Source organism: Streptomyces sp. NPDC101194, from assembly GCF_044767885.1.
In the GTDB taxonomy this organism is placed as follows: Bacteria; Actinomycetota; Actinomycetes; order Streptomycetales; family Streptomycetaceae; genus Streptomyces.
The window spans coordinates 461,093-479,515 of record NZ_JBIWOS010000003.1; the positions used below are offsets into that span (position 1 = coordinate 461,093).

Here is an 18,423-nt window from a genome sequence, read left to right on the forward strand (position 1 = left end):
TCGTCGAAGACGTGCTCCCACGGCCGTGGCCGACGTCCCTGCGTGCAGTCGACTGGGCACTCCTACACGAGGGGGAGAGCGGACGGCTCGGAGATGACGCAGCCATTCACTCGCCGAAGTAGCCCCACTCATCCCTGAGGATGCGCCGCCACGCCTGTTCCTCACTCCGACGACGTGAGATGCGCCGCTGACGAGCCTCCACGGACATCGCGATGCCGAAGGCCACGAGGACCACGAGGGCGAAGGCTGTCCAGACGCCGAACAGGGACGCAAGAAGTAGCGTTCCGCCTCCGAAGAGAAGCAGGCCTATGCCAATCGCACCAGGCTCGTTCACACCTGGCGGCGTCATCCGTTCTGAGCGTGCCGACCAGGGCGAACCTTGGCTGGCGCATCGACGTCAGTGCGGCTTCGCATGGCCTCCCACCTCCGGTACGAGTCAGCTGTGCGGCGAGACGACGCTTGCGATGGCGTCATGAAGCACCTGCAGGTTCTCCAGGGTCTCGAGAACAACGTCGGCCCCGGCGTTCCTGAGAGTCGACGCCGAGGTCTTCCCTGACGCGACCGCGACGACCGCGGCGCCACCTTCGAGGCCCGTGCGGACGTCTTCAAGGGAGTCACCGATGATGACGCTGTTGGAGCGGGTGAAGATCATCCCGTGCTTGGTCTGTGCGCGCTTCTGAGCGATAGCGACGAGCGCCGGCCGGTGGGGATCGTCAGAGGCGAAGCCGCCGATCTCCGCGTCGACGTATTCTCCGAGTTCGAAGGCGTCGAGCTTCAGCAGGGCGTTCGGCTTGAGGTTGCCGGTGACGACGGTCGGCACGTAGCTGGGGTGGTCGTGGACCGACCTCAGCGCCGCCACAGCGCCGGGCAAGAGGACGCCTTGCTCGCGCAGGTCCTCCGTATGTGCAGCGAGCCGTTGTGGGACGAGGTCCACCATGCGCGGGAGCAGGTCGGGTACGTGGTCCTCCGAGACTCCGTTGTCCATGAGGAGTCCTCGGATCGCGAGGGGCATGGTGACGCCCGTACCCCGAGCCGGGAGGTGCTCGGCTGGGCGTCCTACAACTTCGGCGAAGGCCTCACGGTAGACCTGCCGGTCGATGTCGCCGACGTAGAGCAACGTACGGTCGATGTCCCACAGGACGAGGACCTGCTCGGCCTCGGTCACGTTCAGCTCCTCTTTCCCGTCACGACAGCGGCACGCTCCAGTAGATCCCGAGCGTAAGGGGTGTGGCTCACCGGCTGCAGATCAGCCAGCATGCTCTTGATGTGCTCGTTCAGCCGGGCCGACTGGAGCTGTTCGGCGAGATCCAATGCCTCGTGTGCGGTGGCGCATCCGGCGTCGACGTCACCTTCGCGGATGTGAGCGGAGGCGGCCCGGGAAAGGAACAGCCCTCTGGTGCGTTGCTCAGCCGGATTGAGCGCCTTCCGCGCCTGGGTGAAACTCGCGACGGCCTTGTCCGGCGCACCCAGGTCCAGATAGCAGCTGCCTGACTGCCCGTGGATCTCGCCGGCGTTGATCCAGTACAGCCAGCGCGGGTCCTGTTCGGACCGGCCTCGGGCACAGAGGTCCGCAGCCTGGCCAAGTGCGGCGACGGCCGCTTCCTGCTCGCCGAGCTTCGCGTGCCCTCGCGCCTGTCGGGTCAGCAGCATGGCTTCCAGTGCCGGCGCGTCAAGACTCTTGATCTTGTCTCGGGCAGCTGATGCCGCGATCACCGCATTACGCGGGGACCCGGTCGAATAGCCGTGAATGGCCATGTAGGAGAGGGCGCCGGCTCCCAGCCGGACGTCGCCTGAGGCCTTGGCGGCGCGGAGCGCAGCAAGCAGGTATCCCTGAGTGCCGTCGTGGTCGCCGGAGTCGAACGTGAACCAGCCCGTCTGGGTGGCGGTGTCCGCGATGATCGCGGCCAGCCGTCGGCCCGTTGCCTCGTCGTACGAAGCCTGCAGGACGAGGCGCTTGAGGAATGCGAGGTGTGCGTCGCCAAGTTCGGCGAGGGTGCCGCTCCCGGTACTCGCGTCCATGGCCCGCAAGCTGTCCGTGGTCTGTTGCAGACTGTCGAGCAACCCGTTGGTGAGCCGACTTCCCTCCGCTGCTCGTACGAGTGGCTCGGCTTCGGCGGAGCCCCATTGGTGAACGAAGGCGGTGAGCGCCATACCGCTCACCGCGAGGAACTGACGGCGGTCCATCGCGCTGCCTCCAACCACTGTGCCCAGTGCCGCCACCATACGGGCAGTGGTCCACGGCAGAAGAGGGTCCAGGTCGCCGGCAACCAGGTCGGACGGCTGCGACAGCCCGGACGCGTGGCGTGGAAGCGGGAGCGGTACGAGTTCGGCGGGCACACCGAGGCCGCCCAGGAATTCGACGATCTTGTCGACGTTGGTGAGGCGTCGCGCTCCCGACTCGAGCATGGATAAGAACGCCTGGCTAAGCCCTGTGAGTTGTGCGAGGTCCTCTTGCCGAAGGGATCCTCGCTGGCGGACCAGTCGACTGGCTCGGCCGAAGTCCCAGGCCGCGAGCGCTTGGCGGACATCAGGATCGTGCCATACGCGTTCTGGCACGGTCGGGGTGTGACGATCCAACGCGTGTACGCGGGTACACGCGGAACACAGCGCGTCGGAGTTGTACTGACTCAAACGACAACCGCACCGAGAACAGCGCCTCGGCGACTGCTGGAGCACCTCTTGCCTCCCCGTTGAGCGAGAGTGTGCGAATTCAACTACCCCTGGTGAACCCAGGATCACTCCAGTGATATCACCCGGGAAATGGGTGCGCCGGGGATTCGGCCATCAGTCTGGGAGCGCACAGCAGCCCACACCCCCAGGCGAACAGTCCGAGAACGTAATCATCTGGACGGGCCTGAATACGTGGAACTGCGGTGGTACATCCACTCATCGTCGCCTTCTCCAACGGAGTCCAAGGTGCCCTCGGCCTTACAGACAGAGTTGGCGGGAATCCCGCCTCCGACACGAGTCAGCCCACGCAAAGCGCTACCGGAGCAGCTGGCGGGAGCAGTGGGAGCGCACATCCACCGGAGGGCTAACGGTGACCGTTAGCATCTCGGCCGTCGTGCTCCTCTCGGTCCTCGCGTTCCTGCTCGTCCGAATGGCCGGACTCAAGGTCGGCCACGCCATCGTCTGTGTGCTTCTCGGCTTCTACCTCGCCAGTTCGTCGATCGCACCGACGATCAGCGAGGCCGCTACGAACGTGTCCCGAATGATCGGCGGGATCAGCTTCTGAAGGGCTCACCCCTGGCGGAGTCGAATCCGGCACATGCCGATCGCGTCGCGAGAAGACCGCCGCTCTGCTCCCCCCTTGTACGGGGTGGCCACCCGCACCGCTGCGAGTCATTCGACCCCCACCTCAGCTTCCGCCCTGGCCGGCGGACTCATTTTTCCTGAGGCACGAAGGTGACAGCCGACTTCACTGTCGAGCATGTGGGGGCTCTGCCGTGCTCGTACGAGACCGGCAGAGCGAGACAACCGTGAGCCAGCGGTCCGTCTTCGACCGGTATCCGGCCACCGACGACCGCCCACTACGGACGGCAGTTGAGGACGCGGCGATGGGGCGCTGGGAAGGTGCCCGGGAAGTCCTGGCCGCGACGGGGGCGGGCTGGGACCGGCGTGTCTTCCGGCTCCAGGTCCTCGCCCGCGCCGGAGCGCGCCTGACCTTCGCGGACACCTGGGCGCAGGCCGAACCCCGCTCGCCGAACGCCCTGGCCCTCCTCGCCCATGTGCAGGCCCTACGGTCGATGGCCGGCGGTCGAGGCCGTGGGCGCAGCGAGGCGATGGAACAAGCGTGGGAGCTGTGCGACGCCGCCGCCGACGCCCTACCGGCGGACCCGTCGCCGTACATCGTGGTGCTCGCTCTGCTCCGCTTCCATTCTCCCGACCGCGATCGGGCTGACCCGCGGCTGGAGCAGCTTCGCGCCGAGCTCGCGCGGCGTCGCGAAGACCTACACACTCACGCTGCTCGACTGCGTGCCGGACTCCCCGACCGCCTCGCAATCCAAGCCGGGCATGCGGACTTCACCCGCACCAACCTGCTGGTCCAAGAGGACGCGATCACCGCGATCCTGGATTTCCAGGGGGAGACTTGCCTGCCAGCCTGGGAGCTGGGGAGGGCAGCCTTCGACCCGCGCACGGTGGCGAACAACCCGTCCTGGATGCGGTGCGCCCTGCGCCTGATTGAGTCCTACCGTGCCGAGAACCCCGGCCTGCCGCTCACCGACGTGCGGGCCAGCGCTCGGATCGCACTCCTGTACATGCTGTTCAGCTTCTACGGCGCCACAACCTCCGAGTACGGACTTCCCACCGCAGCAGCCGTCGACCTGCAACAGCACTGGGCCGAGCGCCAGGTCACCATCCACCGGCTGCTCAGCGGCCTCGACGAAGTCGAATCGGCTCTCGACACGATCAGGCGGAGTCAGTGAGAGACCGGGCGTCGCCATCAGGCGCCCCCGTGATCGACATCAACGGCCATCACGTCTGCGTAGGGCCTGTGGTGACGTACGGGGACGACGCGTCCACAGACCGGGCAGTCGTTTTGCTCACGGCGTTATCCTTCAAGGTTCAGACCGCGAGCACGGGGGAGCGGCCGTTGGTGAGTATCCCGTTGATCACGTCCACTGCAAAGGCTGGCTGCGCTGCTCAGATTGGCCGAGCGGTGAACGGCACGAGCTCGCCCGAGCGCATGATGGGCGCGGTGATGTGCTGGCCGCAGGCAACGTAGGGCTCGACATCGCGCTCGGGGATGACCTCCCAGCGGAGGGTGGCGCCGCAGGTGCGGTTCGCATCCACGGGGATGGGGCAGGTGTCGGTGTTCGGGTTGGCCATTACGCCTCCTCAGCCGTCTGGCCGGGGCTGAACGCGGCCGCCATGAGTTCGAGCGTTACCAGCGCCTTCGTGATGTCTGCGTCCGTCGGTTCTTCGACGTCAGCAGCACGGAGGTTCTCGATCACCATCTTCACCATCGGGTTGGTGCACAGGACGACGCGCCGGTCCTGGCTGGTGGGGATGGTTGGCGGGAAGTGCAGGATGCCCGCGCGGGCGAGCTCGGTTTCGATAGTGCGGGCGACCGTGCTGCCGGTGCGGCCGGCTCCAAGGAGGTCCCGCAGGCGGCGGACGTCGACCTGGAGGACTCCGTTCTTCTCCTTGATCGTGGCGACCAGGGAGGCGTAGACGGACGTGGTGGTTAGGTTGGTCACGGTCGAGAGCCCTCCTGTGTGCGGAGCTGGTTTTCGGGGTGGACGAAGGGAAGGCCGTCCGCGGCGTAGACGGTCTCGGTGAAGGTCTGGAAGCCGAGGTTGTTGAACGCCTTCATAGCGCGCGGGGAATCGACGTTCCCGAGGTCGTCGTTTCCGATGACGGTCCGCAGCAGGTCCTTCGGTGCCCAGAGGACGGAGCCGATGAGGACGCCGTGGCGTTGGGGGCGAACGTTCGGGCGAGCGTCGGCGGCGGCCAGGAGGACGCCCCCCTGGGTAATGGTCACCTTCTCGCCTTTGATGGTGAGGGTGTGCGTGGTCAATGCGCGTTCCTTCCGAGATGACGAGGGCCCCGGCCACCAAAAGGCGACCGAGGCCGATCGTAGGACAACCTGCTGGAGTGTCAGGCCGCGAGCGCGGCGGGGCCGGCGGCGGTGAGGCTTCGTCCACCCAGTCGACGGGGACGGGCTCGGCCGGCACGGGGATTCCAGGGGGCTCGATGATCGCGACGACGAGCGTTGCGGCCCGCTGCATTATCGGTACCTTCCCGCCCAGCTCCCGCAGCCGCGCGGTGAGGCCAGAGGAAACATGGTCAACCCAGGTCGGAGGCCTCCTCTGCACCTCCGCGCCACGGACTTTTCAGGGACTTTCAGTGCTGTCCGAGGGGCTTTCCGCCGCCTAACGCGGCAAGCCACCGAAAGACCGGAAAGGGCCTCCGACGCAGGTCAGAGGCCCTTTCCGAGGCAAAGTCGCAGGTGGGGGCAGACGAGTCGGGCTGTACGCCGGGTTCTGTCGCCCGACCAAGGACAAGGGCACCAGCCACTCTTGGCCGATCAGGTCGCGCGATTCACCGCTTGAGCTTCCAGCCATGCCTCTACCTCCGGCCAGAGGTAGCGCAAATAGCGGCCGACCTTGTGGGCTCGCGGACCCTGGTGTCGGTGATTCCATATGTAGACCGTATTCAGAGGTACGCCCAGGAAGTCGGCCAGCTCCTCCGCGCTCATCAAGGGGCAACGGGCCCCCGCGCCACTGGCGGCTTCTTCCGCACGGGCAGTGGTTCGACTCATGGGCACTCCAGAACGGTTCGAAGCGGGCAGGAAAGAACCACGTGAGCGGTATTCCGCCGTGGTGGCGCACGGAACGTTTGCATTAAATTCCGGCCGGACCAAACAGAGGGCCTTTCGATGAAATTCCTACGACTCTTGCGAACTCTCAAAGGACACAGGCGAATCTTCACTGAGGGTTCGGCGAGCCCTCGTCGAACCCTCAGCGAGCATTCGTCTAGGTGAAATCTTCTCTACCACTCTGCACCCTTTGTCGCGAAGACCCCAAGAATGCATTTGACATCTTCAGCTCGCCTGGATCAACATCCAATTCACTCAGGGCGCGATGAACGGGCACACAATCTCGCCGTCGACGATGGCCCTGATTCAAGAGAGTCCACAAATAGACTCAAAGGCCCGTTGAAAACCAGGAGTTGAGTCGATGCCGTACGACCGCTGGCACAAGTCGCGCCCGAAAGACGGGGAGTCGACCTGCAAGGAACACGGCAAAGTTCCGACGCGGGATCACGGGACGGGGAAGCGGTGGCAGGCCCGATGGCGCAACCGGGAAGATGTCCAGCAGACGGAGCTGTTCCGCACCGAGGTCGAAGCCCGCAGGCACGAGACCAAGATGCGGTCCGGAGTGGACGACGGTTCATATATCAACCCTCGCGCCGGAGAGGTCAGGGTCGGTGAACTCGCCCTTACGTGGCTCAAGGGGCACGAACACAAGAATCCACGGACTTACCGACGCCACAAGGAGCGGATTCTCCTGCACGTCGTTCCTACCGCAGTTGGGAAGATGCGCGTAAAGGACGTGAACGCCTCGTCTTTGCTGGACTGGTTGCACGACCGTCGCAGGCTGCTCGAAAGTTCCACACTGCGCCTGGTCTTCGACAATCTTCGGGCTGTCTTTGACCTGGCCGTGGACGACAGCCTGATACACAAAAATCCGTGCCTCGCCAAATCGGTGCAGGACGCCAAGCCGAAGCGAGGAGGTGGCGGCCGGGCAGATCTGGCCCTCGCCTGGGAGGACACCGAGAAGATCCGTGCCGAATTGCCAGACCGTTACAAGGCACTCGTCGACTGCGGTCGCGGCCTGGGTCTTCGTCAAGGAGAGATATTCGGCCTGTCTCCAGATGACATCGACTGGGCGCACCCGGACGGCACGATGGTGCACGTGCAACGGCAAGTAGTCCACGACGGCTCGTTCCTGGCATACGCCCTCCCCAAGGGTGGAAGCGACGAGGACCCGAAGGACCGGTGGGTCGAGCTGACCGACGACGTGGCCATCCCCCTGCGCGAGCACATGGAGAAGTACCCGCCGGTCGAGGTGACCCGACCGTGGGGCAGCAAAGGCGGCGACCCGGTCACGGTGCGGCTGATCTTCTACACCCGGGAGAAGACCGCCATTCAGTCGAATTGGTTCAACTCCTACCGCTGGAAGCCCGCCCTGGCGTCGGCCGGCCTCATCAAGCCCCTTGAGCCCGACGCGAAGGGACGACGCTGGGAGAAGTCCCGCGACGTGATGATGCACGCGCTCCGACACCTGTACGCGTCGATGATGATCAACGGCGGGGTAGACGTGTACACGCTCGCGGACCGACTCGGACACGCCGATCCCGCGTTTACGCTGCGTAAATACGTGCACCGGGTCGTGGGAGCCGGTTCCAAGGTCCGCATCGCGGTCCGGAGCGCCTACACCAGGGCCGCGTGACTCCTGCTCCGTTCGGCTTGTGCAACAACCGTGCAAGATGATCTTCGAGAGGGGGCATTTGCACAGGTCAGAAGCTTTGTCTATGAGTTCCGGGACATTTGATATGACGATGCCGCCGCACCCTGTCCGACCTGCTACTTAGCGGGTCAGGGAGGGGTGCGGCGGCATCTCTGGGACTTCTCTGGGACTTTGGGCCGGCGGTGGGCTACGAGCCACGCTCAACAGGTCCTGCCGACCGGCTGCGGCTACGCGAAGATCGCGTCGATGGCGGCGCCGCCTCGTTCCGCACACGTAGATCACCGACACCGCTCAGCGTCACGAGCCCCTCGGGCCCAGCCATACTCACATGGTCAACAGCGCGCCTGGCCAGCACAACCGAGCATCTGACGCCTCATCAGAACGAGCGTCGAATGAGTGTCACGAGCGGCATTTCCGCGTCAAGATATCGCCCGTAACGCCCACACCACACATAAGGCGCACGGGCAAAACCGCAGGTCAGGCACCCTTTGCGATGGGTTCCAGGATCGCGACACTCTCCACATGGTGCATCATCGGCAGCAGGTCGGCGAACTGCTCATGCGCGCGTCACCGACCGCCCCGCCGTTCCGGCCTGTCAGGGCTCCATCCCCTGAGACATGGCTTGAGTTCCTCCGGCGTGGGTTCGCGTGCGTCCGGCATCTGCGGAAGCTCACTCAAAGGGCCGATCGACCTCACATACGCCCTTGCCCACTCCGACCAGCGCCGGGTCCGACTCGGAGTCGGCTCGTCCACAACGCCGTGAAGCTCACCGATACGACGTTCCACGGCCGTGCAGTACGCGCTGAGGGCTGCAGACTCCTGCCAGCGCCCGGCCTCTTGGCGTAGCGCCTGGGCAAGTTGTTCGCGAACAGCCTGTTCTTTCGCCACCTCCATGGCCGCTCGCCAGCGAACTTCGCGTTCCGCAATGGCCTGCTGCTCGTCCTGCCTGCGCCGAGCGTCTTGCGCCGCTCGTACCTCGCCCTCTCCAAGGACCGCGTCCAGGGCCTCTTCGAGCGCCCGGGTCTTCCGATCTCGCCAGCGCCCGGGCCGGCCGGTCAGGCCATGAGCGAGCTCCGCAACGAGGCGAGAGGAGCGGTCGGGAGCCGTGGACTGCGGGAACTCCTGCCTGACACTGACGGTGTATGCGAGACCGTCGACAGCAATGTCCACTCCGCCCTCGCGGCCGACCCTTCTTCAGGGGGCGCTGCCGCCCCTCCCTCCACGCGGCCTGCCGGGACCGCGTTGGGGAGGGGGCAGCGTCTCTTTCGGCGGTGGCGCCAGTGGCAGACGATTTCGGGCCAACTACCCTTGCTGTCCAACCCTCTCGCGCCAATGGCGCCATTTATATGCCATCATGGCGTCATGAACATCACACCATACGTCGACAGCCTCCGGCACGGGCTCGCGGTCGCCGCGGACGCGAGAGGGGATGAAGCCCGCGCACTGGTCGATCAGCTGTCCGCCCCCCTGGAGACAGCCGCCCGACTGGCCGTGCTCGGTGCGTTGTCGGCGGCCATGGACCAGGTCTCACGGGACCTGGCGCCGGGCTCGGTCGCCGTTCGCCTGCACGGGCTCGATGTGGAGTTCGCGGTCACGCTGCCGCACACGTGTGAGACATGCGGGGGCACCCCCGACCGACCGGACGTCGTGAATCAGGAGCGGCAAGCGGTTGCCGATGGCGCCAGAGCCGCCAAGCGACGACCGGCGCCCGCAGGGCACATCCGAATGCGGTTCTCCGACGCGGACGCGCTCGATGCGGCCGCCGGCCTCTTCCGGTCCGCCGTGCGCGACGACGAGGCACTGGCCCTGCACATCCCCAGCGACTGCAGCACGTCGGCCCTGAAATCCGTCCTGGCCGCCCTGGACAGCGCGTCCATCGAGGCCGAGGCGCTCACCATGCACACGCCCGACCTCCACGACGTGTTCAGCTCCGTCACGGGAATGCCCCATGCCGACGACACCGGTACCGGCCGAAGAGGGAACCCTCTCTGACCGGTAGGGTGCGTCGGTCCGACGGTGACACGCGGCAGGGACCTTCAGTGGCGCCGATGGCGCCATTCTCGTTGCCCCCGCTGATCAGGCACTGATGCCGATATGTTCCTCCACATCGACCAGGGTGCGTTCGGCCGCGCTGTCCAGGGTGGCAAGCACCCACTGCTCGAAGTCGATGCCCAACTGCGTCGCCGCCTTATGCCACCACTGAAGCCGGTTGCCCGGCACCGCGAGCCGCTGGGTCGCCTCAGGCTGCTTGCTGTCCGCCTCTCCGGGCGCGCGCGCGATGCGGATGGCGGTCCGAAGCTGCTTGGTGGTCCACTTCGCCTGCTCGGCGCGGTCCAGCCACAGGTCCTGATCCTCGACCGGCAGCGAAGCCAATTCGGCGTGGTGCTGAAAGCTCAGCGTCGCACGCCGCCGGTGTAATGGGAACCGCCGTGACACCCATGCGTAATTCCGCAGCGTCTGATACTGAAGCCCGGCCGCGCGGATTCCCCGCTGGTATCGGTCGCTGTAATGGTCCTTGCCATACACAAGCCAGTCACCGAGCCACCATGAAGAAGAATTCACGATTCCGGATATCTGACGCCCGGCCCGCTCCCATTCCTCGAAGGCCAACTCGGCCGGCATGTGCAGGCCCACCTTCGTCGTCAGCACCTGCCCGCCGCGCATTTCGCCGCCTTCACACTGCGCTCCCCCCACATCCCGTCTTCTGCTGAAAAGGACGGTCTGCGCGCCTTCTGTGACCTGATTTCTCATCCCGTCTCCTGTTTTATGCGTGCGGGGGCAACGGGCCACTGGAGCCCCTCCCGCAGGTGAGTAGAGTCACGCGATTCATGCCCGGCACCGGCACCATCCGCGTCATGAGCGCATCGCACTCGTCGGACCACCGGCCCCGTTCGCACCAGTCGACGACAGGGAGCGTCCGCTATCTGTCGGGTAAGGGCGGCCGGACACTTTCAAGCAAGCGACTCTGATCACCTCGAACACATGTCCCCCTTTAGTCGCGACCCGTCGCTGCGGCCTGCGTCGACGTCCGAAGAGTCAGTTCTGAAGCGGCTCTCCATTGAAACTCAACAGCTATTGGAGAGCCAAGAGTGAGACATCAATTGGCCTGATCCTTTCGAAGCTCGACCACTTAATGGGATGCAGCCAACAATTTCTCAACAAATGGAATTCACAGTTCCTTACGATTCCTTAACGCGCAGTGTGGTACCTTGCCGCCGATCTTCAACAGTTTGAGAATTGTTCCCGGACGATTCAGACAGCTGCACTCAATTTCGGTGAACGCGCGACGTCGCCGAAGGCTGTAAAAAGGAAACACCTGTCAGGCGCGGTGGATCACGATGTCGCCCACTGCGGTGCCTGCTTGGACCTCGACCGTCCGGTCGGATTTCTCGGGGCCATCGGTCGGCGTCAAGGAGTTCTGGACGCTTCCCGACTTGGTCCGTACGTCGAGAAGCGCGGCGGTGCCGGGGCTGATGCCGACTTCGATCCGGCCGGCCGTGGTGCCGAGCACGATCGAGCCACTCATGACCTCGCCGATCTCGATGTCGCCGTTGGCCGTCCTGGCCTCCACCGACCCGTGCGCCGTGCCGACGGAGATCGCTCCGTTCGCCGCCTGGACCCGAAGGCTGCCGGTCACCTCCCCGACCCAGCTGTTCCCGTTGGAGTTCTTGATCACCGCGGAACACTCCAGCTCGCGCATCCGCACCAGGCCGGATCCGGTCACGGCCTCGGCGGAACCCTGGGCCCGCGCCACCGTGATGTCTCCGAAGGAAGTGGAGGCGACCAGTGGGCCCGTCTCCTCCAGCTCGATGTCACCGGTGGAGGTCTTGAACCGGCACTGGCCCAGTCTGCCGCTGCTGCGGAAGGCTCCCCGGTGCACGACCGCCTTGACATGCGAGCCCGACGGCAGGTCGATCGCTACGTCGATGGCGCCCGTCCTGCCGAAGAGACCCCGCTGCGGAGCCTTCACCAGCAGTTCTCCCGCCGCGTATTCGACACGGGTGCCTTCTGCGGCCTTGATGTCCGCTTCGCTGGCCGGATCGCTCGGCCGCACCTCCACGACGACGTCGGTGCGGTGGTCCGCGTCGAGCCGCACATCTCCGACCGCGAGATCGAGGGTTGCCGAAATGGGCTTCGACGTTTCAAAGACTGGCATGTCTACCCTTCCTGATGGACCGGCTGAGCCGTCCCCGAGCTGGTGGATTCGGGCGCGGCATGGCACCCATCGGAGGGTATAGTCAGCCCGCCCAGCCGGTGTGACGTCAGCTACCGGCCGCAGCCGGAACGTGCTCGCGGTCATCGGAATCCACCATTCCGGATACTGCGCGCACCAGCCATGCGTTGACCGACAGCCGTTCCCGGCCGGCCGCCTCCTCGATCCGGGCTTTCAGATGCTCGGGAGGCCGGAAATTGATACGGGAGGTCGCCCCCTCCTCTCCACCCGCCTGTACCGCCGGAACCGCCGGCTCAGGCGCGAAAAGCGGGGCGGGAAGGGTGCGTGACCTGTCGAAGCCACGCTCGGCATCGTCGAGCGCGCCATCCGCGGGGGGTGCGCTCACCACGAAGGTGAGCTCCTGGCCGCGTAGCCTGATCTCGACCGAACCCGGCGCCAGATCGCGGGTGATCTCATCCGCGGCAGCCGACAGCACGTCCAGCAGAGCCAGCCGGACGGCCGACGAGAGCGGCGTGACGAGACGTTCGGTGAGGTCACGGGTTCGCCCGTCACCTGCCCCGGCTGCGACCAGGAGATCCTCTCGCAGGCTGTCGACATACTGCTTGAGTTCCATGGCGCCACCCTTGCATTACCATGGCGCCAGCACAAGGCATTCAAGTGTCCCGCCGACAGGACAGCACGAATGACCGGGGCCCGGAAGTTTCCGGGCCCCGGTCATTCGTGGTGTTCAGGAGGGGAGTCGCCTCATCAGCGTCGCCGTTTCGCGGTGGCGCGTGCAAGGGGTCTGCTCGAACGACGCCCGGACTCGCTCACGGACGTCCGGCTTCTGTTCCTGGCTCAGCTTGAACATGCCCTCCGCCTTCGTCACCGTGAAGCGGAACGCACCCACCGCCGGCAGCAGCTTGCGGAAGTATCCGATCGACTCCGACATGTCCCAGCCCGTTCCGTGATCCGCTTCGAATGCGCTCACCGTCGCGCGGACCACCTCCAGCGTCTCCTCTCCCGCTGCCAGCGTCCGGAGCCGGCCGCGCAGATGGACCGAGGTGAAGTTCCACGTCGGCGCCGCCGGGCTGTACTCGTAGACCGTGGGTGACACATACGCGTGCGGTCCGGTGAAGGTCAGTAGCGCCGGTGTCTCCGCGGTCAGGGCCTTCCAATGCGGGTTGGCCCTGTTCATGTGGCCCAGCAGGACCGTGCCGGTGAGATCCGTTGGCCACTCGGCCGCGTCCGTCGCCGGGATCACCGGCAGATGGGTCGCGAACGGACCGTCCGTGGCGCCGTTCGTCACCAGCATCGCCAGGGGGTTGGCGCGGATCAGGTCCGCCATCCATGTGCTGTCCGGGGGCCTGTACGGACTTGGAACGAACATTTCTCCACCTCCTTCCGAGGGTCAGGCGCGCAGTTCCAGCGTGCAGCACTTCACGCTGCCGCCCGCCTTCAGCAGTTCGGTCAGTTCCACACCGGTCGGCACGAAGCCACGTTCCCTCAGCTGCGCCGCCAATCCGGTCGCGGCACGGGGAAGAAACACGTTCCTGCCGTCGGAAAGGGCGTTGAGTCCGAACACGTCCGCGTCAGCCTCGGTCGCGAGAATCGCGTCCGGGAAGCGGTCCGCCAGCATTTCTCGGCTCTTCAGGGAAAAGGCCGCCGGGTTGTACATGATCTCGTCGTCGGCGAGCACGGAAAGCGCCGTGTCCAGGTGGTAGAAGCGAGGGTCCGCCAAGGTAAGACTCAGCACCGGAACGCCGAAGAATTCCTGTGCCTCGTCGTGCGACCTCCGGTCGCTGCGGAAGCCGCAGCCGGCCAGGATCTCCGTACCCGTGAAGAGGAAGTCGCCCTCGCCCTCATTGACGTACTCGGCCTGGTGGACCTCGGCCCAGCCTGCACGGCGGAACCACTCGAGGTACGCGGCGGCCTCGTCCTTGCGCTGACGGTGGCGGAACCTGGCCACGAGAACCTTGCCGTCGACCACCGTGGCGCCGTTCGCCGCGAACACCATGTCGGGCAGTCCGGGCACCGGTTCGACCAGGGCGACGTCGTGGCCCAGGCCGACGAACAGGTCGTGCAGCCCCTTCCACTGGGCCAGGCCGGCACCGGCGGAGGTCGGCGTCGCCGGGTCCATCCACGGGTTGATCGAGTACGTCACATCAAAGTGCGTGGGGCGGCACATCAGATAGCGTCGCGACCGTGCCTTTCTGGTCGCAGTCGCCATGTAGACATCGGTTTCCTGAGTCATTTCTGCTCCCTGAATTCGACTCGATCTCAGGCATGGGGAAATACACCGGGAATTCACGGTAAAAATGAGGAGGGAGTCTCGATTGCCGGAATCTCGGCGAATCGGTCGAGGCTCAAGCTAGCACGGGGTCACCCGTTCGCCGCCGGACCGGCGGGACGGAACCACTAAAGCCGCAATCTCCATGTCCCGATAACGGCCCACACGTTTACCCGCGCCGTTTCTCTCCCGCCTGTCGTCCGGTTGACAGGACACCGGTGGGTGCGATTCCGACGCCCGGCATGTTGAGCCCCGAACACGGCTGTACCATGGCGCGATGGACTTGACGCAGTACGTCGACAACCTTCGCCACGAGCTCCTGGCCGCGGCCGAGGTGGGCGATGAGCAGGCTCGCGAGCTTGCCGGGCGTCTGATCGTCCCGCTCGAGTCCACCGCCCGGCTCACTTTCCTCAACGTGCTTTCGGCCGCTGCGGAAGAGATCAGCCACGAGGCGGCGCCTGGCTCGGTCGATCTGCGTCTGCGTGGACTCGACCCCAGTTTCGTCGTCACGCTGCCGCAACTCCCCCCGTCCTCGCACGACGATGACGAAGACCGCTACGGCGAACCGGTGAGCGGCACCACCCTGCCCGTCCCGGCGAAGGCCGATGATGGCGCCACGGCACGGGTCAACTTCCGGCTACCGGAGCAGCTCAAGGCCCGGATCGAGGAGGCGGCCCGCAGAGAGGGCCTCTCGGTCAACGCCTGGCTGGTTCGGGCCGTCTCGGCCACCCTTGAGCAGGGCGCCCGCCCCGCCGGGCGGCGTACCCCGCAGGGCGGGCAGCGCTTCTCCGGCTGGGCCCGGTGACCCGCGCGGCCTCCAGCGCGTAACAAGTCATCAAGAAGCCGGCACATCCGACTGTCGGCACCTCTCCGGCGCCACCAGCTGCTGACCAGGCGTCCGCCGGTGCCCGGCACCTGCCTCGCGGTCCATGAGCCGCAGAACGGGTGCCGATGCGTCCGGCGCCATCTTTCTACTCCCGTGTCCATCCGTCTGGCATCACGTCCTGCCTGCGCAGATGTCGAACCGGAGCCACTAGGCGCCACCGTGGAGCTTGCCTTGGGGTCACATCGAAGCCATTATGGTGCCATGATGGCGCATGGATGGGCTGACCGTTCCCTCCGATGGCGGATCGTGCCGCGCCGGTCAGCCGGGTTTCCCCGAAGCGGGTAAGGAGTCGAGGAGATGAGTGAACGAGTGGTCGACAAAACGGGCAGTCAGGCGCCCGACGGCGGGAAAGGCGGCACAGTCCAGACGCCGGCGGCCGCCTGGCTGAGCCTCATCGCCGTGGCTCTCGGGATCATGGTGGTCCAGCTCGACGGCAGCGTGGTTTCGGTGGCGAACCCGACGATCGCCACGTCTCTGCACGCCGGTCTGGAGGAAATCCAGTGGGTCACCACCGGATACCTGCTCGTCCTGGCCGGCCTCCTCATCCCGGCCGGTCTGGTGGCGGACAAGATCGGCCGGAAATCTGCGTTCCTGATCGGCGTCGGCGGCTTCTCACTGGCATCACTGCTGTGCGGGCTGTCCGGCTCGATCGAGATGCTGATCGGTGCTCGTGTGCTGCAGGCGATTTTCGGCGCCATGCTCGGCCCGGCCGGTCTCGCGGTCCTGCGGGCGGCATTCCCGCCCGAGAAGCTCTCCGTGGCGTTCGGCTGGTTCGGCGCGGTCTCCGCGGTGGCGCTGGCCGGCGGTCCGATCCTCGGTGGTGTGCTCGTCGAGTACGCGAGCTGGCCGTGGGTGTTCTACATCAACCTGCCCTTCGGGGTCGTCGCCGTGCTGGTGGGCCGGTTCGTGATCAAGGAATCCACGGAACGTGTGCCGCAGCGGCTCGACCTGGCCGGCGCGATCACCCTCACCCTCGCGCTGGTCAGCGTCGTCTGGGGCATCACCCGAGCGCAGACCAACGGCTGGTCGTCGGCGCAGTCACTGGGCTTCATGGGCCTCGGCCTCGCACTCCTGGTCGTGTTCACCATCATTGAGGCCAAGGGCAGCAATCCGATGGTGCCGCTCGGCCTCTTCCGTATCCGTTCCTTCTCGGTCGGCTGCCTGGTGACCATGGTGACCATGTTCGCGTTCTTCGCGATCCTGTTCTACCTGACGTTCTATCTGCAGGGTGTTCAGGGCAAGAGCGCTTTGGAAGCGGCCGTCGCCCTGCTTCCGCTCACGCTGGTGTTCACGGTCGCGTCGCCGGTCGCCGGTGCGGTGACCGGGAAACTCGGCAACCGTGGAACCCTGTTGCTCGGCTCGGTCTTCACCACCATCTCGCTGGTGCTGCTGATGCGCCTGGAGGCCGATACCGGAATGATGACGCTCGCGGCGCCGCTGGTGTTCGCCGGCTTCGGCGCCGGGTTCATGATGATCCCCGCCATCGAGGCGATCGTGGGCAGCGCGCCGGTCGACAAGGCCGGTGTGGCCTCCGGGGTCCAGCAGTCGGCGCAGCAGCTCGGCGGTACGCTCGGCATCGCGGTCTTCGGCAGCCTGCTCGCCTCGGTCGTGTCCTCGAAGTTCGGTCCCGCGCTGACGACGGCGTTCGGGGGCGACAACGGTGCCGCGGCTCAGGTGGCCGACAACGAGGCACTCCGGAAGAGCGTGGAACTCGGGTTCCCCCCGGCCGTCCAGGATTCTCTGGGCAAGCAGATGGCCGGGAACGGAATGAGCTCGGGCAATGTCCGGGAGTTCGTCGACACAGTTACCCGTACGGCGCACGACACATTCATCGACGGAATGCACACGGTGTTTCTCGTGGCGGCATGCTGCGCGGCCGCGGCCGGCGTGCTGTCGCTGCTGATCCGCGCCAAGAAGTCGGAGGCTCCGGAACAGGAGGGCACGCCGGTGGTCGCCCACCCCTGACCCGGTCCGCACAGGAAGAGGGCTCCCCCGCAGTCGGCGGGGGAGCCCTCTTCCTGTGTGCTCGCGCGAACACGGTGGTGAGACGACTGCTTGAACTCGCCGGGAACGAAGGCGGCCTGGCAGGAGGACGGTACCGAGTGCCAGTCATGTCCCGTTGACCGGACGGGTGCTCTCCCGCCCGGCAGGGCTTGACCGGCGTCATATGCACGTGTGAGGTTGGGATCGGCCCTGGTGATCTCCCGGCCGGTCTGCGGTTTCATCCCAGCATTCATTTCATCCAGCATTCTTTTCTCCTCGCACTGTCTTGTGCGCACCGCTGCGATCATGACGCCTATTGCGTCGAGCTTTTTCTTCTGGAGGGTTCGTGCAATTGAAATCAACGGGTCTCAAAGCGAAACTGGTCGCCGAGACGCCGTACCTGTGGCGCGCACGGCGTCCCGATGCCCGTCACCGGCTGATCTGCTTCCCGCACGCGGGGGGCGGTGCCGGAGTGTTCGCCGAATGGGCCACCCTGCTGCCTGCGGAGATCGAGCTCGCCGCCGTGCAACTGCCGGGTCGTCAGAACCGGATCGCCGAGGAGGCTGCGACGGAGGCCGGCCCGCTGGTAGAGGCCGTCGCCGCGGAACTCCTGCCGGTCATGGACGGCCCGGTCGCCTTCTTCGGGCATTCGTGCGGCGCGATGCTGGCTTTTGAAGTCGCCCGTTTCCTCCATGCGGCGGGCGGCCCCGAGCCGGTCCACCTGTTCCTGTCCGCGCAGCCCTCTCCGGAGGCGTTCCGGGAGCGGCCGAAGCTGCACGAGCTCTCGCACGAGGACTTCCGCGCGGAGATGGTGAACCTCGGCGGCATCGACGAGGAGATCGTCGAGGACGTCGAGATCCTGGACGCGCTGCTGCCGGCCGTGCGGGCGGACTTCGCCGTCTGGGAACGCCACCGTGTGGCCCCCGTCCCCCGGCTCGACGTCCCGTTCAGCGTGCTGGCCGGCCGGACGGACGTCCGGACACCGCTGGACAGCCTTGACGGCTGGCGCGCGTACACGAGCGCGCGGTTCGACACCCGCCTCCATCCGGGCGGTCACTTCTACTTCCTGGACGCAAGCGCCGATGTCCTGGCGTCCATAGGCCGGACGCTCCTCGCGTCCTAGGCATCCGGAGGA

19 protein-coding genes are annotated in these 18,423 nt (G+C 66.1%); 7 read left to right on the forward strand and 12 right to left on the reverse strand.

The features are described 5' to 3' along the window. Positions 1-106 precede the first annotated feature (106 nt). From ACIRP2_RS15175 to ACIRP2_RS15185, 3 genes are all read right to left on the reverse strand, one after another. Positions 107-334 carry a hypothetical protein gene (locus tag ACIRP2_RS15175; RefSeq protein ID WP_404250282.1) on the reverse strand — a complete coding sequence of 76 codons (228 nt, stop codon included), beginning with the start codon at positions 332-334 and terminating at the stop codon, positions 107-109. 102 nt (positions 335-436) lie between these two features. After that, positions 437-1,165, reverse strand: coding sequence for an HAD family hydrolase (locus tag ACIRP2_RS15180; RefSeq protein WP_392077573.1), 729 nt, complete (start codon positions 1,163-1,165; stop codon positions 437-439). 2 nt (positions 1,166-1,167) lie between these two features. Continuing rightward, on the reverse strand, positions 1,168-2,556 hold the full coding sequence (locus ACIRP2_RS15185) for a helix-turn-helix domain-containing protein (RefSeq protein WP_404250284.1): 1,389 nt from the start codon (positions 2,554-2,556) through the stop codon (positions 1,168-1,170). 484 nt (positions 2,557-3,040) lie between these two features. Between ACIRP2_RS15185 and ACIRP2_RS15190 the strand changes: the two genes are divergently transcribed. Further along, complete coding sequence (locus ACIRP2_RS15190; protein WP_392077572.1) at positions 3,041-3,235, forward strand: hypothetical protein; 195 nt, start codon at positions 3,041-3,043, stop codon at positions 3,233-3,235. A 244-nt stretch (positions 3,236-3,479) separates the two neighbouring features. Further along, entirely contained in the window at positions 3,480-4,427 is a 948-nt protein-coding gene (locus ACIRP2_RS15195; RefSeq protein ID WP_404250286.1) for a hypothetical protein, read from the forward strand. Between the two features lie 217 nt (positions 4,428-4,644). Here ACIRP2_RS15195 and ACIRP2_RS15200 read toward each other — a convergent pair whose 3' ends face one another. The 4 genes from ACIRP2_RS15200 to ACIRP2_RS15215 all read right to left on the reverse strand — a co-directional run bounded on the left by ACIRP2_RS15200 (position 4,645) and on the right by ACIRP2_RS15215 (position 6,265). After that, positions 4,645-4,830: a hypothetical protein gene (locus ACIRP2_RS15200; protein WP_350979991.1), complete on the reverse strand. Its 186-nt coding sequence runs from the start codon at positions 4,828-4,830 to the stop codon at positions 4,645-4,647. After that, a complete protein-coding gene (locus ACIRP2_RS15205) occupies positions 4,830-5,201 on the reverse strand; it encodes a hypothetical protein (RefSeq protein ID WP_404250288.1) in 372 nt (123 codons plus the stop codon). The genes ACIRP2_RS15200 and ACIRP2_RS15205 overlap by 1 nt, the downstream gene beginning before the upstream one ends. Next, the gene (locus ACIRP2_RS15210; RefSeq protein WP_404250290.1) at positions 5,198-5,521 is read right to left on the reverse strand and encodes a hypothetical protein; all 324 of its coding nucleotides are present in this window, start codon (positions 5,519-5,521) and stop codon (positions 5,198-5,200) included. The genes ACIRP2_RS15205 and ACIRP2_RS15210 overlap by 4 nt, the downstream gene beginning before the upstream one ends. A gap of 510 nt (positions 5,522-6,031) precedes the next feature. Continuing rightward, positions 6,032-6,265: a helix-turn-helix transcriptional regulator gene (locus ACIRP2_RS15215; protein WP_404250292.1), complete on the reverse strand. Its 234-nt coding sequence runs from the start codon at positions 6,263-6,265 to the stop codon at positions 6,032-6,034. Positions 6,266-6,683: 418 nt separating this feature from the next. Here ACIRP2_RS15215 and ACIRP2_RS15220 point away from each other — a divergent pair, with 418 nt between their 5' ends. Together ACIRP2_RS15220 and ACIRP2_RS15225 are read left to right on the forward strand one after the other, a co-directional pair. Further along, positions 6,684-7,958 carry a tyrosine-type recombinase/integrase gene (locus tag ACIRP2_RS15220; RefSeq protein WP_404250294.1) on the forward strand — a complete coding sequence of 425 codons (1,275 nt, stop codon included), beginning with the start codon at positions 6,684-6,686 and terminating at the stop codon, positions 7,956-7,958. A gap of 1,380 nt (positions 7,959-9,338) precedes the next feature. Further along, the gene (locus ACIRP2_RS15225) at positions 9,339-9,968 is read left to right on the forward strand and encodes a hypothetical protein (protein WP_404250296.1); all 630 of its coding nucleotides are present in this window, start codon (positions 9,339-9,341) and stop codon (positions 9,966-9,968) included. Positions 9,969-10,052: 84 nt separating this feature from the next. On the opposite strand, the gene ACIRP2_RS15230 is transcribed toward ACIRP2_RS15225, so the two are convergent. The 5 genes from ACIRP2_RS15230 to ddaH form a co-directional block, all read right to left on the reverse strand. Continuing rightward, positions 10,053-10,727, reverse strand: a complete 675-nt coding sequence (locus tag ACIRP2_RS15230; protein WP_404250298.1) for an LmbU family transcriptional regulator — start codon at positions 10,725-10,727, stop codon at positions 10,053-10,055. Between the two features lie 568 nt (positions 10,728-11,295). Then, the gene (locus ACIRP2_RS15235) at positions 11,296-12,132 is read right to left on the reverse strand and encodes a DUF4097 family beta strand repeat-containing protein (protein ID WP_404250300.1); all 837 of its coding nucleotides are present in this window, start codon (positions 12,130-12,132) and stop codon (positions 11,296-11,298) included. Between the two features lie 106 nt (positions 12,133-12,238). Further along, positions 12,239-12,763, reverse strand: a complete 525-nt coding sequence (locus tag ACIRP2_RS15240; protein ID WP_404250302.1) for a hypothetical protein — start codon at positions 12,761-12,763, stop codon at positions 12,239-12,241. 114 nt (positions 12,764-12,877) lie between these two features. Further along, complete coding sequence (locus ACIRP2_RS15245; RefSeq protein ID WP_404250304.1) at positions 12,878-13,519, reverse strand: FMN-binding negative transcriptional regulator; 642 nt, start codon at positions 13,517-13,519, stop codon at positions 12,878-12,880. Positions 13,520-13,540: 21 nt separating this feature from the next. Continuing rightward, positions 13,541-14,383, reverse strand: a complete 843-nt coding sequence (gene ddaH / locus ACIRP2_RS15250) for a dimethylargininase (RefSeq protein WP_404250306.1) — start codon at positions 14,381-14,383, stop codon at positions 13,541-13,543. A 313-nt stretch (positions 14,384-14,696) separates the two neighbouring features. Here ddaH and ACIRP2_RS15255 point away from each other — a divergent pair, with 313 nt between their 5' ends. The 3 genes from ACIRP2_RS15255 (at position 14,697) to ACIRP2_RS15265 (ending at position 18,411) form a co-directional block, all read left to right on the forward strand. Then, on the forward strand, positions 14,697-15,224 hold the full coding sequence (locus tag ACIRP2_RS15255) for a ribbon-helix-helix protein, CopG family (protein ID WP_404250308.1): 528 nt from the start codon (positions 14,697-14,699) through the stop codon (positions 15,222-15,224). 378 nt (positions 15,225-15,602) lie between these two features. Further along, positions 15,603-17,270, forward strand: a complete 1,668-nt coding sequence (locus ACIRP2_RS15260) for an MFS transporter (RefSeq protein WP_404250310.1) — start codon at positions 15,603-15,605, stop codon at positions 17,268-17,270. 364 nt (positions 17,271-17,634) lie between these two features. Beyond that, positions 17,635-18,411, forward strand: a complete 777-nt coding sequence (locus ACIRP2_RS15265; protein ID WP_404250312.1) for a thioesterase II family protein — start codon at positions 17,635-17,637, stop codon at positions 18,409-18,411. The last annotated feature ends 12 nt before the right edge of the window (positions 18,412-18,423 follow it).

Coding starts and splice junctions, on each gene's coding strand:
- ACIRP2_RS15200 (WP_350979991.1), bottom strand. CDS start 4,830: ATGGCCAACCCGAACACCGACACCTGCCCCATCCCCGTGGATGCGAAC.
- ACIRP2_RS15215 (WP_404250292.1), bottom strand. CDS start 6,265: ATGAGTCGAACCACTGCCCGTGCGGAAGAAGCCGCCAGTGGCGCGGGG.
- ACIRP2_RS15220 (WP_404250294.1), top strand. CDS start 6,684: ATGCCGTACGACCGCTGGCACAAGTCGCGCCCGAAAGACGGGGAGTCG.
- ACIRP2_RS15225 (WP_404250296.1), top strand. CDS start 9,339: ATGAACATCACACCATACGTCGACAGCCTCCGGCACGGGCTCGCGGTC.
- ACIRP2_RS15230 (WP_404250298.1), bottom strand. CDS start 10,727: ATGAGAAATCAGGTCACAGAAGGCGCGCAGACCGTCCTTTTCAGCAGA.
- ACIRP2_RS15235 (WP_404250300.1), bottom strand. CDS start 12,132: ATGCCAGTCTTTGAAACGTCGAAGCCCATTTCGGCAACCCTCGATCTC.
- ACIRP2_RS15240 (WP_404250302.1), bottom strand. CDS start 12,763: ATGGAACTCAAGCAGTATGTCGACAGCCTGCGAGAGGATCTCCTGGTC.
- ACIRP2_RS15245 (WP_404250304.1), bottom strand. CDS start 13,519: ATGTTCGTTCCAAGTCCGTACAGGCCCCCGGACAGCACATGGATGGCG.
- ddaH (WP_404250306.1), bottom strand. CDS start 14,383: ATGACTCAGGAAACCGATGTCTACATGGCGACTGCGACCAGAAAGGCA.
- ACIRP2_RS15255 (WP_404250308.1), top strand. CDS start 14,697: ATGGACTTGACGCAGTACGTCGACAACCTTCGCCACGAGCTCCTGGCC.
- ACIRP2_RS15260 (WP_404250310.1), top strand. CDS start 15,603: ATGAGTGAACGAGTGGTCGACAAAACGGGCAGTCAGGCGCCCGACGGC.